The 16,797-nt window shown below is 40.7% G+C and carries 17 protein-coding genes; 8 read left to right on the top strand and 9 right to left on the bottom strand.

The window, feature by feature from the left end; genetic code table 11:
- Positions 1-95: 95 nt before the first annotated feature.
- The 6 genes from ligA to A0128_RS01085 all read right to left on the bottom strand — a co-directional run bounded on the left by ligA (position 96) and on the right by A0128_RS01085 (position 6,224).
- Entirely contained in the window at positions 96-2,141 is a 2,046-nt protein-coding gene (ligA, locus tag A0128_RS01110) for an NAD-dependent DNA ligase LigA (protein WP_069605844.1), read from the bottom strand.
- A gap of 18 nt (positions 2,142-2,159) precedes the next feature.
- A complete protein-coding gene (locus A0128_RS01105) occupies positions 2,160-3,131 on the bottom strand; it encodes a M23 family metallopeptidase (RefSeq protein ID WP_069605843.1) in 972 nt (323 codons plus the stop codon).
- A 44-nt stretch (positions 3,132-3,175) separates the two neighbouring features.
- Entirely contained in the window at positions 3,176-4,561 is a 1,386-nt protein-coding gene (locus A0128_RS01100; protein ID WP_069605842.1) for a cytochrome P450, read from the bottom strand.
- Between the two features lie 212 nt (positions 4,562-4,773).
- Positions 4,774-5,133, bottom strand: coding sequence for a hypothetical protein (locus A0128_RS01095; RefSeq protein ID WP_069605841.1), 360 nt, complete (start codon positions 5,131-5,133; stop codon positions 4,774-4,776).
- Positions 5,134-5,152: 19 nt separating this feature from the next.
- Entirely contained in the window at positions 5,153-5,662 is a 510-nt protein-coding gene (locus A0128_RS01090; RefSeq protein ID WP_069605840.1) for an RNA polymerase sigma factor, read from the bottom strand.
- A gap of 7 nt (positions 5,663-5,669) precedes the next feature.
- The gene (locus A0128_RS01085) at positions 5,670-6,224 is read right to left on the bottom strand and encodes a Spy/CpxP family protein refolding chaperone (protein ID WP_069609025.1); all 555 of its coding nucleotides are present in this window, start codon (positions 6,222-6,224) and stop codon (positions 5,670-5,672) included.
- 165 nt (positions 6,225-6,389) lie between these two features.
- On the opposite strand from A0128_RS01085, the gene A0128_RS01080 reads away from it, so the two are divergent.
- Positions 6,390-7,082, top strand: a complete 693-nt coding sequence (locus A0128_RS01080; RefSeq protein ID WP_069609024.1) for a SanA/YdcF family protein — start codon at positions 6,390-6,392, stop codon at positions 7,080-7,082.
- A gap of 15 nt (positions 7,083-7,097) precedes the next feature.
- Here the strand turns inward: A0128_RS01080 and A0128_RS01075 are convergent, their stop codons facing one another.
- The gene (locus A0128_RS01075) at positions 7,098-8,054 is read right to left on the bottom strand and encodes a GDP-mannose 4,6-dehydratase (RefSeq protein ID WP_069605839.1); all 957 of its coding nucleotides are present in this window, start codon (positions 8,052-8,054) and stop codon (positions 7,098-7,100) included.
- 84 nt (positions 8,055-8,138) lie between these two features.
- Here A0128_RS01075 and A0128_RS01070 point away from each other — a divergent pair, with 84 nt between their 5' ends.
- The 4 genes from A0128_RS01070 to A0128_RS01055 are packed head-to-tail and all read left to right on the top strand — an operon-like array spanning position 8,139 to position 12,532.
- A complete protein-coding gene (locus A0128_RS01070; RefSeq protein WP_069605838.1) occupies positions 8,139-9,143 on the top strand; it encodes an LIC_10202 family protein in 1,005 nt (334 codons plus the stop codon).
- The gene (locus A0128_RS01065; RefSeq protein WP_069605837.1) at positions 9,140-10,198 is read left to right on the top strand and encodes a glycosyltransferase family 4 protein; all 1,059 of its coding nucleotides are present in this window, start codon (positions 9,140-9,142) and stop codon (positions 10,196-10,198) included. Before A0128_RS01070 ends, A0128_RS01065 begins: the two co-directional genes overlap by 4 nt.
- Complete coding sequence (locus A0128_RS01060; protein WP_069605836.1) at positions 10,195-11,244, top strand: glycosyltransferase family 4 protein; 1,050 nt, start codon at positions 10,195-10,197, stop codon at positions 11,242-11,244. Before A0128_RS01065 ends, A0128_RS01060 begins: the two co-directional genes overlap by 4 nt.
- Entirely contained in the window at positions 11,228-12,532 is a 1,305-nt protein-coding gene (locus tag A0128_RS01055) for a glycosyltransferase family 4 protein (protein ID WP_069605835.1), read from the top strand. Before A0128_RS01060 ends, A0128_RS01055 begins: the two co-directional genes overlap by 17 nt.
- 431 nt (positions 12,533-12,963) lie before the next feature.
- Here the strand turns inward: A0128_RS01055 and A0128_RS01050 are convergent, their stop codons facing one another.
- Positions 12,964-13,779, bottom strand: coding sequence for an inositol monophosphatase family protein (locus A0128_RS01050; RefSeq protein WP_069605834.1), 816 nt, complete (start codon positions 13,777-13,779; stop codon positions 12,964-12,966).
- Positions 13,776-14,090 carry a YkvA family protein gene (locus A0128_RS01045; protein ID WP_069609023.1) on the bottom strand — a complete coding sequence of 105 codons (315 nt, stop codon included), beginning with the start codon at positions 14,088-14,090 and terminating at the stop codon, positions 13,776-13,778. Before A0128_RS01045 ends, A0128_RS01050 begins: the two co-directional genes overlap by 4 nt.
- Positions 14,091-14,164: 74 nt before the next feature.
- On the opposite strand from A0128_RS01045, the gene A0128_RS01040 reads away from it, so the two are divergent.
- From A0128_RS01040 to A0128_RS01030, 3 genes are read left to right on the top strand one after another with little or no spacing between them, the layout of a single operon-like run.
- Positions 14,165-15,031 (top strand): 5'-methylthioadenosine/S-adenosylhomocysteine nucleosidase family protein, encoded by an 867-nt coding sequence (locus tag A0128_RS01040; protein ID WP_069605833.1) that lies wholly within the window; start codon positions 14,165-14,167, stop codon positions 15,029-15,031.
- Complete coding sequence (locus A0128_RS01035; protein ID WP_069605832.1) at positions 15,003-16,040, top strand: SPL family radical SAM protein; 1,038 nt, start codon at positions 15,003-15,005, stop codon at positions 16,038-16,040. Before A0128_RS01040 ends, A0128_RS01035 begins: the two co-directional genes overlap by 29 nt.
- A complete protein-coding gene (locus A0128_RS01030) occupies positions 16,037-16,795 on the top strand; it encodes an SDR family oxidoreductase (RefSeq protein ID WP_069605831.1) in 759 nt (252 codons plus the stop codon). Before A0128_RS01035 ends, A0128_RS01030 begins: the two co-directional genes overlap by 4 nt.
- The last annotated feature ends 2 nt before the right edge of the window (positions 16,796-16,797 follow it).

The following is a 16,797-nucleotide window of genomic DNA, read 5'->3' as shown; positions in this document are numbered from 1 at the left end:
ATATAAGCGTAAGATCAGAAGAAAACCGATACGAGAAAGAATTCGATTTTATGGATGACTACGAACGATGAAATCGACGAAAAAATGGGACCGAATTAAATCGAATCCTTAAAATTGATTCCTTCCGATTTCAGTAATGCCAAGAATTGTTTTTCGTCATAGACTGCGATTCCAAGTTCATTCGCTTTTTCTAATTTAGATCCGGCTCCGGGGCCCGCTAAAAGATGAGTCGTTTTTGAACTCACGGCGCTCACCTTTCTTCCACCGTAATAAACGATCAAATCCATTGCCTTATCTCTTGGTTGAAAATTTTCAAAAGAACCGGTCACACACCAAGATTGTCCCGCAAACGGTTGCCGATCCGCAACCTTTATGGGATCGGCCTTCATCTTCAGTCCGGCTTTTTTCAGCCTTTCAATCAACTTTAGAATTTTCTTATCTCCAAAGTTTTCACGAAAGGCTTGAACCGTAGAAGGACCGATTCCCGGAATTTCCAAAAGGGCCTCTATCTTATCGGCGTCTTTGGAAATGTTTAGGATTTGATCGATGGAATCGACTCCGTGTTCGATCAAAAGTTCAGTTACCTTATGACCGATCTCCGGAAGGCCGATGGAAGGAAGTACGAATCGAAAATCCTTTTGTTTAGAATCTTCAATTCCTTTGAGAATAATCGATACGCTCTTTTCTCCAAAACCTTCTTCTTCCATAAGTTTTTCTTTTTGATCTTTTAGATCGTAAAGATCGGCAATGGACCGAATGTAATCTTGATCGTATAAGAACTCGATCTGTTTATCCCCAAGTCCTTCGATATCCATTTGTTTTCTTTGACAGAAAAAGATGATTCCATTCTTCACTCGATCCGGGCAATCGGAGTTCGGACAAAACAAATCCACCAAACCGTCTTTCTTGATCGTTTTCGTTTTACAGGAAGGACAACGATCGGGAATCTTAAAAACGTCTTTGCCCGGAGTTACGACTTCTTCCACTGCGGGAATGATCTCTCCTCTTTTGGCGACTCTTACTATGGCACCGATCCCGACTCCGAGTTCGTCGATATAGTCTTGGTTGTGTAAGGTGGCAAACGTTACCGTAGTTCCGGCAAGATTTACGGGTTCGATTTCCGCTCTTGGCGTGATCTTTCCCGTACGACCTACCGCATACGTAATATCTACGATCTTACTTTCCTTCATCACGGCATCGAATTTATAGGCGCGAGCCCAACGCGGAGAATGAGAAGTATAACCCAACGCATCTCTTTTCGAAATATCATTGAGCTTGATTACGAGGCCGTCGGTCGGAAAACCGAGGCTTTCCTTTTTCTTTTTAAAGTCCTTGATCGTCTTGGCAATCTTAGAACCGGTCACGTACACCGTATCGGGCGCCAGAGGGAATTTCAACTGATCGAGTTGGGAAAGAATTTCTTGGTGGGTCTTTATCTTTTTCGTTTGATTCGGAAACGTTGCGTCGTATGCGAAAATTCTCAGAGGTCGTTTCGCGGTATCGGAAGAATTCTTTTGTTTGATGGATCCTGCCGCGAGGTTGCGAGGATTTGCGTATTTGCCGGAAGAAATCTCATTAAATTCTTCGAAGTCTTTATACGTCATAAAAACTTCCCCGCGCAAATAGACGCTCTTTGAATCCGGCAAACGAAGCGGAATATTTCGAATCGTTCTTATATTATCCGTTACGTCGTCTCCGACTCCGCCGGAACCCCTCGTGACTCCGTTTTGTAACATTCCATTTTCATAATATAGAACAATTGAAGCTCCGTCGATCTTCCATTCTACGGAGTAGATTCCCTCCGGATCGGTTTTATTGACCCAATCCAAAAGTTCATCGTCGTTATAAGTGTTAATCAGTGAAAGAACGGGAAGTTTATGTTGGAATTTTTCAAAATCCTTATCCAGATCCGAACCTACAATCAAGGTTGGACTAGCCGGATCTTTTAACTGTGGAAATTGTTCTTCGAGATCTTGCAATCGTCGAAAAAGTTTATCAAATTCAAAGTCGGAAATTGTCGCGTTATTCTTTACGTAATAAGAATGTTGATGAAGGCGGATTTCTTCCATCAACTTGGCTATTTCTTTCTTAGCCTCTTTCTCGGAAAGAGAATTGACTACTGTCTCTTTTTTCTTTGCCATATCGAATTCGAATCGAATTTAATAAACGGGAACTTTTAGAAATTCCATTGGATCGGTACGATTGGATTCTCCAAGCCATACCTCGTAGTGTAAATGTGGGCCGGTTACGTTTCCGGTAGATCCGACCGTCGCGATCAAATTCCCTTTTCGAATCTGCTGCCCGTCTTTTACGAAGATTCTTGTACAATGGCCGAAAAGTGAAAAGTAACCGTTTGCGTGTTGAACCACGATATGATTTCCATACCCACGGTTGGAATAGATCACTCTATGAACTCTACCGTTACCGGTCGCGTAGATTGGAGTTCCCGGAACGTTTGCAAGGTCGATTCCATCGTGATATTCCATATAACCCGTGGTAGGCGAGCGCCTTGTTCCAAAATAAGAAGTTAGGTTATAAGAATAAAGAGGTTCCCCGAAAGGAATCGCGTCCATCACGTCGTATCTCGAATTGAGAAAGTCATAAACGCTGTCCATAAGAGGACGTTGTTTATCCATATAAACTCTCGCAGTACGATAACCGTAGATTTCCGAAAGATAACTTCTTCCCAACATCAAATCTTTGTCGGCTGCTTCTTCCGTTTTTAATTCTGCGAGAGCGATCGTTTCAATGTCGGATTCGTCCGGAAGTTTGAGCATCTCGTCTCTTTGTCCGTCAACGAGAGAATAGATTTCTTCCAAACTTTCGGTAAGAGCCAGAAAATCATCCTGAACTCCTTCTAACTGTTCGGAGTATTCGATGTACTCGTCGAAGTATTTACCGTAAACCTGCGCGAGGGCGTTGATTTGTTTTCTAGTATTGTTGTATTTTACGATTCCAAAGACAGCGATTCCTAAGATCGAAACCAAAAGGCTAAATAAAAAGAAGATCGTAAAAACTGATATTTGAAAATGAAATGATTTATCGAATCCATGAGGGATCAAAAGTACTGTGAGTCTTTGATGACCCTTTTCCTTTACCCGATCCAGTCGTTTGCGGATTTCCTTTTCCATGGGAATAGACTCCAGATAAAGAGTCTATTCCGGGGAAGTATAGGTCAAGTGGAAACCAGATCCATCAACATTCCATATTTCGGTCTCAATGTGACTAAAGGTTCCATTTCGACTCTATGACCGGGAACCGGCTTCAAATCGTATTTTCTCGCGATCATGCTCAGGATAAGAATTCCTTCCGTCATCGCAAATACATTGCCGATACAAATTCTCGGGCCTCCGCCAAACGGAATGTAGGCATATTTCGGCCTGTCTTTTGAGTTTTCTTCGGAGAATCTTTCCGGCCAAAACTTTTCAGGCTCTTTCCAGAAACGCGGATCTCTGTGAATCGTGTAGATACAAATCGAAACGTTCGTTCCCGGAGGAACTTCAAAACCCCCGACCTCGTCCCAACCCAAGGCGGATCGTTCTACGGTCCAGGCCGGTGGAAAAAGACGCATCGATTCTTCTAAAACCATTCTCGAATAAGTCAAGGAACCGACGTCTTCTAAAGAAGGAGTTTTGTCTCCCAAGACGTTCTTCGCTTCCGCTTTGAGTTTGGAAAAAACTTCCGGGTGGTTGGATAAAAGATGAAACGCCCATGTCAGTGCATTCGCAGTAGTTTCATGTCCTGCGAGAAGAAGTGTAATCGCTTCGTCTCGAACCTGTTCGACGCTCATCTTTTCACCGGTTTCTTCGTCTTGAATTTCCAAGAGCATGCTGATCAAATCGTTCGAAGGATTTTTTCTTCTCTGATCGATCAATTCGTAGATGACTTCGTTCATGGATTGGATCGAATTTCTCAGTCTTCTGTTTCCAGGAAGAGGCCAATGAACCGGAGGAGGAAAAACCATCGTCAAACGTTTAGTGACTTCCTGCATCGCGATCTCCACGTTCTTTGCGATGATCTCGGAATATTCTTTTACGTCGGAGCGAAACAAGGTCTTGCCCACGATCGCAAAGGTAAGTCTCATCATTTCTTCGGAAAGATCGACTCTGAGCGTTCGTTCTTTTTGTCTGGATTCCCATTCTCGAAATATGTTTTGGGTTTCCTCCGCCATTATATGAGTAAATTCTGATATTCTCTGACGATGAAACGCGGGTTGAATCAGCCTTCTTTGTTTTTTCCAGAAATCGCCTTCCGATGTGAGAAGTCCCTTTCCCAGAATTCTTTTGAGCTCGATATAAAAGACGCTCTTGTGATAGTTCCCGCTATTTTCTTGCAGAACGTGACGGATGTCTTCCGGACTCTGAATCATAAAGATTCTCGTTTTACGAATTCCGAACAAAACCACGTCTCCGTGTTTTTTTCTCATGTCTTGGAAGAATCCGATGATGTCTCTTCTCATTCGAAACAAATGACGAAGCGCGAAGAAGCCGTAAGATCCCGGAGGGGATTTGATTTTTCGTAAGTCTTTTTTTGGGGAAAGACTGGAGTTTAAAGAAAACATTGGATTCTCCAAGTTTGATTTTATTTCCGGATCGAGCCGGACTCCAGCCGAGACACTTATAATATTAGAATTTTATAATTCCACTATTACGTTCGATTTTTATTTCTAAAAGGAATTTGAATTCCTAAAACTTTCAGAAGACGATCTACGTTTCAATACAAAAAGAGATCAATACGATCCGAACATGGATCGAATTTCTTTCGACTTAGGAATTATCTTCGATCTAAGGAAGCCTCGATCAGAGTATCTACATCCAAAGAAACGGGCATCGTAGTCGATTCTTCTTCATTGAAGAATGTGCTCTTTGCCTTGGATTCCGCTTCTGCGGTGGTCCCATGGATCTGCTCCTGAACCCAGGAATGAAGTTCATTGCGGGCGATACTGTTTTCATCCGTTTCAAAAAAAGCGAGCCAAACGATGGAACTCGAAAAGAATGCGGATAAAAATGTGACTAACGCCAATTGGATCATCTTCCATTTGCGTTTTTTATAAACTCCGTCACAGATTTTAGAACTCCAAACCTTACTACAGAGCCTGTCTGAAATTTCTTTTTCGAATCCGTTCGATTTCATACTGTCTTTATCCTATCTCTCACTTCTCAACGAATATTTTTTTTAACATCTGCTTTCCTCGGAACGCGCGAGACTTGACCGTTCCTTCCGGAATACTGAGTTTCTCCGCGATCTGTTGTTCCTTGTATCCTTCTCCTACAAGACTCAACACGGACTTATATTTCCACGGTAACATCGCTAAGAGATCTTTCAATTCAAAATCGGTGAAACTCGCCGAAGCGGCTTCCTTCTCTTGGATCGAATGATCTTGAATCACTTTTTCTTTCAGCTTGCTCGCGAGCGCGGTTTGTCTGGAACGTTTTTGATTCATTCTCAGAGATTCGTTTCTGGCGATCGTATAAAGCCATGTACTGACTGCGGAATCCCCGCGAAACTTGTTTGCGGAAAGACTTTTGTAAGCGCGGAAATAAGTTTCCTGAACGACGTCGTCGATCGAGTCGTGAAATTCTTCGAATAAGTTTTTCTTAATCGCGGACAACACGATATGTTTTGTCGAATCGATTAGCTCGGTAAATTCTTTCTGGTCCATGAATACCTCAGTGTAGGATTCCCTGTATTGGTAGTATAATTCTTTCCACAGAAAAAAGATTCACCGGGAATCCGTTTTCTTGGCGAGTAGAAGGCTCTTTGATTTTGGACTTTTGGTCCTGGGTAAGTATTTTTTCAATAGCAAGACGATGAGAAATCTGATTGATTCGAATTTCGGTCGTATATCTTCCGATTTCAATCAAGAGTTTTCTGATCTTAGTTAAGTCCACGTTAGGCTCCATCAAAAGCCCTTCGAGTTCGATCTCAATCGGAGAAATTTTTTGAAGCCAGCGAAAATGCGCCTGTTTGTGTTTTTCGTTGATTCTCGAAATATCATCCAGTTGTTGTTCCGAAAGCGCAAATCTTTCTCGAACCGTATCGACATTCCCAAAGACCAATCCGAAACTACGAAGCTGGCGAATCGGCGCCAATTGTCGAACCGGGGCCGGAGTATTAGAATCCGCACCGGAGCGAAGCCCCATCAGTTCTTGGGAAAAAATAACCGCCGGCGCAAGAAAGCAACCGGCGACGGTCATTCTGACAATTGAATTCAGGAGATTCATGAGGTATTTGCTCAAATTATAAGACCCGTAGCCCAAAGGTTTGTTTCCTGTTTCGAAAATTTTTACCGGTTCCGATCCGGTGGAAAGAAAAAAAGGGGTTTTGTCTTTGAATTTGGCTTGTAAGCCCTTAAAAAAACAATCCTGATTTTGACGGATTACAACTCGGTGTTTCGCTTAAAATTCTTTAAAAACCCTAAATTTTATGTCTGGTCCGGATTTATTCTGTTCCTTCTCATCGCCGCCCCGATCGCAATCGATTTCAGTTTTGAAGAATTATATCTTCACACAGAAAAATTCCAAAATCACAGATCCGCAAGATCCGCGACCGTTGCCGTTGTACCCGGCGCGTCGGTTTACAAAAACGAACCGTCTCCGGTTTTGAAAGATCGATTGGATTGCGCGTTGGAATTGTATCACCAAGGAAAGGTTCGTAAGATTCTTCTCTCAGGCGATAACGGTTCGATCTATTATAACGAAGTAAAACCGATGCTTCTCTACATTCTTAAAAACGAAGTAAATGAAAGAGATATATTCGTCGACCACGCAGGCTTTCGAACGTTAGACACATTGGTTCGTGCAAAAGAAATCTTTCAAGTCAAGGATCTGATCTTTGTAAGTCAGAGAATCTACCAACCAAGAGCCGCGTTTCTTGCAAACAAAATCGGACTTAAGTTTCAAGCCTTTGAAGCTGATAGAAGAATTTATACAAGCGGACCTTTCAGTCGTTTTCGGGAATTTTTTGCCAGAACCTTGGCTTGGGTGGATATGAATTTATTTAAGACAAACCCAAAATATTTGGGAGATCCTTTTCCGATCGAAGGAAGCGGAATCAAAACGTGGAAAGGATCCGTTCTTTAGAATTTCACGATATTCTTAAACTTGTGTTCCAACCCATTGATACACGTCGCGAATCGTATCGGCCATGCTGAACTTGGGAGCCCATCCCAACTTCTGAAGTTTCAGATTGTTTCCGGATAAACGTATCATCTCCGCTGTACGAAAACGGGAAGGATCCACTTCGACCGGAATCTGTTTCCCTGACGCCGCGATGATCTGATCCAAAACATCCCGAATTATAACTTCCTTCCCGGAACAGATATTGTAAATCTCGCCGGGTCTTCCTTTTTCGGAAAGGACACGATACGCGTGTACGACGTCTCTCACGTCCAAGAAATCTCGAGTGGAGGTAAGATCGCCTACCAATATTTTTCTTTCGTCTTCGGGTTGTTTGACGGTCTTCCAAACCTGGGCGCAAAAATTCGGAATCACAAAGTTTAAACTTTGTCTCGGCCCCGTATGATTGAAAGGTCTTGCGATCACAACTTCGATCTCCGGAATCCAACGGTGATACTGAAGGCAATAAATTTCCGCGCAAGACTTGGAAGAAGAATACGGATTTAACGGAGCCGGAATTACGGATTCCGAAACCGGAAGGTCCGACTCGGAAACGTTTCCATAGATGTCAGAAGAGGAGATATAAACAAAACGAACTTTCTTTTTTAAGCCGCGCAGGGCTTCCAAAATATTCAACGTTCCTTGAACATTGATCTCAAGCGTTTCACCTGGATCTTCAATGGAGCGGGGAACAAAGGGTTGGGCGGCGAGATGAAAGACCACATCGGGAGAAAATTCTTGAATGATCTCTTGAACTTGATTTCCGTTCCGAATATCGCAAATTGTAGAACGATATGTTCTCGGAAGCTCAGGATCGTCTTCGATATTCGGTCCGGGTTGAATTCCAATCCCTAAAAAATCAGAATAAGAATCCTTTAACTCTTTCAGCAGGTAAACACCTACAAACCCCGCCGCTCCTGTAATAAGGCATTTCATAGAATTCTTGCTTTTCCGTAAAAATACTGTTGTTTTAGAAAATGAATAAAAAACAATCGAATAAAATTCTCTCACCCTTTGCGCATGGAAGATAAATTTCAGGAACTATTCGAAATCAGAGATTCCCGGATCAACGTCCGGGAAATTATGGAAGAAATAGAATCCAAACTTAAAAAGAATCCTTCCACAAAAGAAGATATCGACAAACTCACTCATTGGAAATTCTCACCTCCGAGCCCCGAAGGTTATAGAGATTTTGATCCCGCTGAAATAGCTCATCTTTTTGAAAAAGGAATCGCAGCTCCTAAATTCTCCAATCCAAAACTTTGGTTTGTGCGCGGACCTTTGAAATGGTTATTGATCCGTTTTGCTGAATTTTATTCTTTCCTTGATAAAAAACTTTCCGAGAACAGAACACGTGCTTTTTACAGCGTCTTACACGAATTGATTTTAATCCGTTCGGAAAATCAAAACCTCAAACGTAAAATGGAATCTTTCTATTCGGAATTTTTAGAATGGAATCAAGCGATCGGAAAAGAAGTGCGGCCGGAATTTCTCTGGGCGAATGAAAATCTTTATTCCGAAGATACGATCGAAGAAAGTGAAACGTTTTTGTTGGAATCGATCGAACCTTCCGAAAACGTTTTGGTTCTTTCTCCGGGTTGGGGAAAAATTTTAAAACAACTTTTGAAATTAGGCGCAAAGTTTGATTCCGTTACTTGGAACCATTCTTGTGAGGAATTTATTCGGACTTCGATTACTACCAATATCAGCGTGGAAGAACCGGGTTCCATCCCCAAAGACTGTTCACAATATTCTAAAATTATAATATCTGAGAATTTATCGATTCATCCACATTGGTTGATAGAAAAAGCACTTCGCTCTTTGAGTCGTAGCGTTTCTTCCGGCACCGAAATTCGTTTTCGATTCTCCAATGAAAACTCGAACTACCCTTCTCCGTTTTTGCCTCTGAGACTCACAAAAATCCAGGAACCGTTGATTCGAGATTATCTAAGACAACTAGGATTTCGGAATATAATAGAAAAAAAATCGGAAGACGGATTTACCATTCTATCGTTTAGAAAATGAAAGTCTATCAGCACGTTACAGAATTCCGGGACGGAGACGGAATCGGAAACGACATCAAAGGAATCTCCGGCGTATTAAAAACATTAGAAATTCCGAATGCGATTCTTTGTCTCAAGAATCTATCAAAAGAAAATTTCGATGTCCAAGTGCATCCGATCGTGGAAGAATTCACACGGGAAGACGTTCACATCCTAAACTACGGTGGGTGCGGTTATCCTCTGGATTGGTTTCGCGACCTTCCCGGAAAAAAAATTATCCGATATCAGAGTTTTACGCCGGCCGCCTATTTTAAGAATTTTGTAAGTTCTGAAATTTACAACACGCTCCAGTTGGAAGAAAAACGTTCCCTTTTAGAATTGTATTCCCTCAAAAATGAAACCGATCTGTTTTTACCCTCTTCGGAATTCAACGCGGAATTTTTACGATCTCTTGGAATTGAAAATCCACTCGTATTGCCGATCGTGAGAAAATATAAAATCAGAGAAGCGGTTCCTAAAGACAAAAGGGAATTTACGATCGGCTTTATCGGAAGAATTTCTCCGAATAAAAAAATGGAAGACCTCTTAGAACTTCTTCCATTAGTTCTTAAATTCAGACAGAACGTTCAACTTTTGATTTGTGGAAACGTTTCTCCCGTTTTCGAAGAATATTATATTTTTCTTAAGAAGCTCGTATTGCAAAAACGCCTGATGGGGCACGTCCAAATTCGATTAAACGCAAACGACTCTGAGATGCAATCGTTTCTAAACTCGATGGATCTCTATGTTTGTATGAGCGAACACGAAGGATTTAACATTCCAGTATTGGAAGCATTCGGCGCCGGAATTCCAGTAATTTCATATTTTGCGGGCGCAACCCCGGAAACGATGAAAGACGGAGGAATTCTTTTTAAAAATAAGTCTTCCGAATCCATGACCTTGCTCGCAGCATTGATCGATAATCTCATCGAAAAAAGGAATCTCAGGGAACAAATTTCACAAACTGAAAAAACCGTCATCGAAGGATACAATCGTTTTCCTTTTGAAACTCTTTTCAAAGAACGGATATTGGCATGAGATCCGTTCAACAATTTTCAGCGGGTTTCAACCCGGGAGATGCGATCAGCAATGAAATGCTGGAGATCCGAAACTACTTAAGAGAATTGGAATATAAGGGAGATATTTATTCCGAAAACATCGGAGCTTCCAAGCTGCCCTTCGTAAAAAAATACAAAACCTATAAAAAATCTTCCAAAGATATTCTATTCTATCATCATTCGATTCATTCCGGAATTTTTGATTTTCTGAGAAGCTTTCGATCTCCGAGAATTCTTATCTATCATAACGTCACACCCTTTCATTTTTTAGAATCTTACGATCTCAAGATGAGTTATCTCTTAAAAAAAGGACGGGAAGAACTCAAGGAAATGAAAGATCGTTTTGATCTCGTCTTTGCCGTTTCCAAATTCAATCAAGCGGAACTGGAAGAATTGGGTTTTAAGAATGTGGGGATTCTTCCGATTACTTATCAGTTATCCCAATCCGTTGCAAAAACGGAAAAGGTAGTTTCCCCGATCAAAAAAATTCTTTTTGTCGGACGTATCACTCCAAACAAAAGACAAGACGATCTCATACGCCTCGCTCACGCATATAAAACTTTATATTCGGATCAGTTTCAATTCTATCTCGCGGGATTTAGTTCCAGAGAACTTTTTCTTTATAGAGAGGAATTGGAAAGAATGTTGGATTTTTACGATCTTAGAAAGAATGTTCTGATCACTGGATTTCTTTCAGACAACGAATTGAATAATCTCTATCAAGAAGCGGACGTCTTTGTTTCGATGAGCGAACACGAAGGATTTTGTGTTCCTTTGATCGAAGCGATGGTTCATAAAATCCCGATTCTTGCGTTCGCCGGAGGCGCCGTCCCCGAAACTCTGAACGGAGCCGGAATTCTTTTTAAGGAAAAAAAATTTCCGGATTTGGCGGTCTTACTCAATAAGATTTTGACTGACGTGGAATTTAAAAATCAAATCGTAAACGGACAAAATTTACGTCTGGATGAATTTAAGAATATAGAATCGAAATCCGTTCTTAGGAAAGCGATTGAAAACCTCTCTTAAAAAAATAGCGATCGTTTCTCCGATCTTTTCAGATCAAGTTTCGGGGGGATCCGAAAAGCTGATCTTTCAATTCGTCGAGCTCTTGGCGAAGGATTTTGAAATCACAGTTTTAACAACTCGAAGCCTTGACTATGTTTCCTGGAAAAACTCGATTCCCATCCGTGAAAACTATCTATTACAAGAAGGAAACAATCTATCAAAGCCGATTTGTATCGAAGAACGGACATCCTCTCTTGGAGGAACGTATAAGATTCTTCAGTTTACCGTAGAAAAAAATAGAAATATTGATAAGTTCAATCGTCTTTCCAAAAAGATTTTAGAAGAACCTTCCCTTCAAAATAGAGAAAATGTAAATCACTGGATCGAAGAACAAGGCCCTTACGTTCCTGAAATGATCCAGTTTATCGAATCGAGAAAAAGTGAATTCGAAGTTTTTTTCTTTGTGAGTTATCTTTATTATCCTCTTGTTTTTGGTTCTCCTTTGGTTGCGGAAAAGTCGATTATCATTCCTACCTTTCATGATGAAGCTCCGGCGTATCTTCCAATCTATAAGGAAGTTCTTACAGATCTGAGTTCGTATTCGTTCAATACTCCGGAAGAATTAGAAGTCTTTCAAAATATTCTTGGATTTACTCCGAACACATATTCGGTTACGGGAATGAATCTAAACTTGGATAAGAATGCGTTCGTATCGATTTCGGAAAATCTTTCCTTGAAAGAAAATTCTAAAATTGAAAAAGAAGATCCGTTCTTATTGTATGTTGGGCGCGTGGACTTGGGAAAAGGTTTTTTGGAAATGACGGAATGGTTCTTGGATTGGAAAAAGAATTCGGAACTTCCTCATAAACTCAAAATCGTTGGGAAGATCGCGTCCAAAATTCCCGCAAAAATATTAGAAAATCAGAATGTAGAATTTTTAGGTTTTGTTGAAGAAAAAAGAAAGATCGAACTTCTTCGCAACTGCACTTGTCTGATCAATTCCTCTCCTCTGGAAAGTTTTTCCATCGTCCTCATGGAAGCCTGGCTGGCGGAAAAGCCGGTACTCGTAAACGGAAAATCGGACGTTCTCAAAGGACATTGTCTTAGAAGCAACGGCGGCTTGTTTTATTCGGATAAAAAAAGTTTTTCGGCGACTTTAAATTATATTCTCGGACATCCAAAAGATTCTTTAGAAATGGGTAAGAACGGAAAACGTTACGTCGAACAAAATTTTAATCCGGAAGTCGTTCGCGAAAAACTTCTACGTTTGATCGATAAAACAATTCAGAAAAAATACGCTGGAATTTAATACGCGAAGTCCATTCGTTTTTTAAGATGAAAACTTTGCCGTGGACGTAGTTCCGACAAAGTTTTTTCTAAAAAGTACTCGAACCGGACTTAAAGTCCGATTTAGAAGAAAATAAGGCATATCCTACGTTTTCGAATTTCTGGTCTTTTCTCATCCTTAAAGATTTATAAATTTATAATATACTGTTTTCGATTTATAAGCAGGATTTGCAGCAAGAGTTAAACCATTCCCCTGAATTTGTGGATTCTACATTCGTGGACGTACTTCCGACAAAATCTTTTCTAAAAAATGCTTGAACCGGACTTAAAGTCCGATTTGGAAGAAAATACGGTATATCCTGCGTTTTCGAACTTCCGGGCCTTTTTTTTATTCTTTAAATATCATAAATTTATAATATATTTTTTCGATCCATAAAAACCTATCGTCAAATTCTAAGTTAAATCGTGAATATATTCGCTCATTCCGTCCAACATCTTCTCGTGCAGAATTCCGTTGCTCGCAACCAAGTTCGGAATATAAGGTGTGAAAATATTTCCATCATAGGTTGACAACTTTCCGCCGGCTTCGTTGAGAATCACCGAAGGAGCAGCTACGTCCCAAGGTTTGAGACCTTCTTCCCAAAATGCGTCGAATCGACCTTCCGCGGTCCAACAAAGATCCACACCGGCAGATCCGGTTCTTCTCACACCTCGAGTTTTCAATAAAAAATTTCTATAATAGAACATCAGACGATCGATCTTTTTTTCCCGATCATAAGGAAAACCAGTACACAAAAGAGATTGTTTTAGGTCCTTCGTCTTGGAAACGTGAATCTGCTTTTTATTTTTAAACGCTCCGAAACCTTTTCTAGCGTGGTAAACTTCTCCGGTGCCCGGAAATGGAACGATCCCCATCGCAACTTCTTTGGTTTCCTGATTTTCCAAACCGATACAAAGACAATACAACGGAAGACGATGCGAATAATTTACGGTTCCGTCTAACGGATCGACGATCCACTTAAAAGTCGAAGTCCCTTTTTTATCGGTTCCTTCTTCACCGAGAATGCTGTCCGCAGGAAACATTCTTTCAATTTCAGAAATGATTCTTTCCTCCGAGCCTTTATCGGCTTTCGTAACTAAATCGATTTCTCCTTTGTAAGCGATACCAAGATCGCTCTCTTCCTGCGTCTCTGCTAAAAATTCCATCACCTTTGGAACAAAGTTTAGGAAATGTTCGTATCTGATTTTGATTTCGTTTTCTAAGCTCATTCTATCTCCAGCTTCTTTCTCGCTCTTTCGCGATGCTCCGCACGAATTGCGGATTGAACACTTGCCAGTACGGCCGCGATCACGCCAGCGTCATCCAGAAATCCCGCGCCAGGAATAAAATCCGGAACTGCATCCAAAGGGGAAATAAAATAGGCGAGCGCTCCGGCGATGATGAGCTTGGTTCTGAGAGGAGTTTCCGGATCCATCATAGAATAATAAAGCGCTACCAGATCTTCCGTAAACGGAATCTTGGAAACCACGGATTTTAATTTCGGCCAAAATTCTCTTTTTACCTTTTCGATCAGATCCATAAAGTCTCCTTTTCCAATTGGAAAGTGATTTCTCTCTTGTCCCAAATTCTGCTTCCAGGTATCAAGAAAGAAAGATGATTTTTATTTCCACAGCGCTTTTCCCGGAAGCAAAACCTTTGATAGAATTTCTAGGACTTAAAATTCTTAGGGAAAAATCAGCGTTTCCGATCTATCAAAATGAAAATTATACGTTGACCGTCTCCGGAATCGGGAAAATTTCCTCCGCCATCGCAACCTCTTTCCTCTTAAGCCGATTTGAAAACACGATTCAAGAATCTTCTTGGATCTTTAATTTCGGAATCTGCGGTTCTCCAAAAGAATACGCTTCCATCGGAGAATCTTTTTTAATACACAAGGTCACGGACTGGGGTTCTGGAAAAAACGTTTATCCTGATCTTCTTTTCAAATCCCCTCTGAAAGAATCGACTCTTGTAACCGTAGACAGACCGGTTTTCGAAAAAGAATCTTCCGATCACAAAAACACGTTAGTCGACATGGAGGCGTTCGGTTTTTTCCAAGCCTCGAAAAAATTTTTTACATCCGATAAAATCCGGATCGTCAAAACGGTTTCGGATCATTTTACAAAATTAGAATCCTCTTCCGGTTCGGATCTTACCGATATCGTCTCGGAAAAAATTCAAACCGCGCTTCCCGAAATTCTTTCGATTCTAACGATTCCGATTGTTCCCGAAAAAAAAATACTTCTCGATGAGAAAGAATTGGAAACGCTTCAATATCTAATCGAATTCCTCCGGTTATCGGAAACGGAAACGATTCAATTGAAAGATTGTATGTTAGGTTATAAGATTAAAACCAGAAATTCTTCCAACGACGGACTTACATTCTTGAATCAAAATTTTCATCCGGAAGAAGACAAAGTGAAAACAAGAGAAGAAGGCAAAAAAGGATTGTATGCGCTCAGACAATTTTATCAGTCCTAAACGGTTTTCTCATATTTATTTGGAAGAATCCGCAAAGAATCATCCAAAGACAAAGGAGATTCTTTCGAAGTTTCCGGAATCGATCGTGATCCCGATCGATTCTTACAAAGAAGTTTTCAACCCGTCTTCTCAGAGTTTTCAAACTCAAAAACGAAGCCCCAAGCTTATTCTGGCCAAAAGAAAGGAACAGTTTTTATATTCCGGCTCGGGCGTCGCTCCCGACTTCGGTTATCAATTTTTCTATTACAACGCGCTGGTTCTCAATTGTCTTTACAACTGTTCGTATTGTTATCTCCAAGGAATGTATTCTTCCGCAAACTTGGTCGTCTTTGTAAACAACGAAGATTATATTCGGGAAACCAAGGAACAACTGAAATTATCCAAACCTCTTTATCTGTGCATCTCCTATGATACCGACCTTTTGGCCTTGGAAAATACATTAGGATATTGTAAAGAATGGATTTTATTCGCAAATTCAAATCCGGATCTGATCGTGGAATTGAGAACCAAAAGTGCGAACTTCAAATCGATCTCTCAATTGAAACCGACTCAAAATATCATTCTCGCGTGGACCATTTCTCCGGAGTCCGTAATAGCCGAACACGAACCGTTGACTCCGAGGCTTTCCTCGAGATTAAAAAACATCAAAGAAGCCCTGGATGCGGGTTGGCAAGTTCGTCTTTGTTTGGATCCGATTCTGGGGATTCCGGATTGGAAAAAAGTTTATTCCGAATTTGTTCAGGAGATATTTAATCAGATCGACGGAAACCAATTGAGAGAAATCAGCCTAGGAGTTTTTCGAATGAATTCGGATTATTTTAAGAATTCTAAAAAACGAAGACCGGATTCTTATTTATATTATTTGCCTATGGAAACTCACGATTCGATCAAATCTTATCCGGAAGAATTAGAAAAAGAAATGTTTGCAGAAGTTGAAAAAGAATTGGTTCGATTTGTTTCCAAAGAAAAAATTCATAGGTTGGTTGCGAGCGAGATGGAATCCAAATGAATGAAACTTCAAAACCGAACGGCTTCTCCGCAATCGTAACCGGTTCTTCGAAAGGAATAGGACAAACGATTTCAGAATTCTTAATCTCCAAAGGATATCGAGTTATAGGAATCGCAAGATCGTTGCCGAACTCTTCTCTTTTAAAGAATTCTTCCTTATATCGTCATATCCAAATGGATCTTTCTCAAACCAAGGAAGTGACTCAACTTTCCGGTCTTCTCAGAGAAAAACCTCCTTTGAAAATTCTTGTGAACAACGCGGGCATTGGAAATTTTTCTCCGCACGAAGAAATCCCGATCGAAGAATTGGAAAAAATGCTTCTCGTGAATTTTGTTTCCCCCATTCTAATCACCAAATTGCTGTTAAGAGATCTCAAGAAGAATGAAGGTTGGATCTTTCAAATTCATTCGATCGCCGCAATCAAAGAATCCGTAAGAGGCGCTGCTTACGCCGGAACAAAGGCCGGACTCAGACATTTCGGTTTGAATTTGTTTGAGGAGATTCGAAAATCCGGAGTCAAATTAGTAAGTATCAATCCGGATATCGTAGATACTGAATTTTACGATCGTCTCGATTTTGGAAAAGATGAAGACCCGGGTTCTTTTCTTTACGTCGAAGAAGTTTTAAACGCATTCGAGTTTGCACTCAACGGAAGGGAGAATCTCGGTTTTACGGAAATTACGATCCGACCCAGATATCATAGAATTTCTAAAAAGCCGATCATTCGAAAACACGAAAGAGATTTAGAATCGTGACC

This window comes from Leptospira tipperaryensis (assembly GCF_001729245.1).
Taxonomy (GTDB): Bacteria; Spirochaetota; Leptospiria; order Leptospirales; family Leptospiraceae; genus Leptospira; species Leptospira tipperaryensis.
This window is presented reverse-complemented; position numbering and strand designations above follow the sequence as displayed.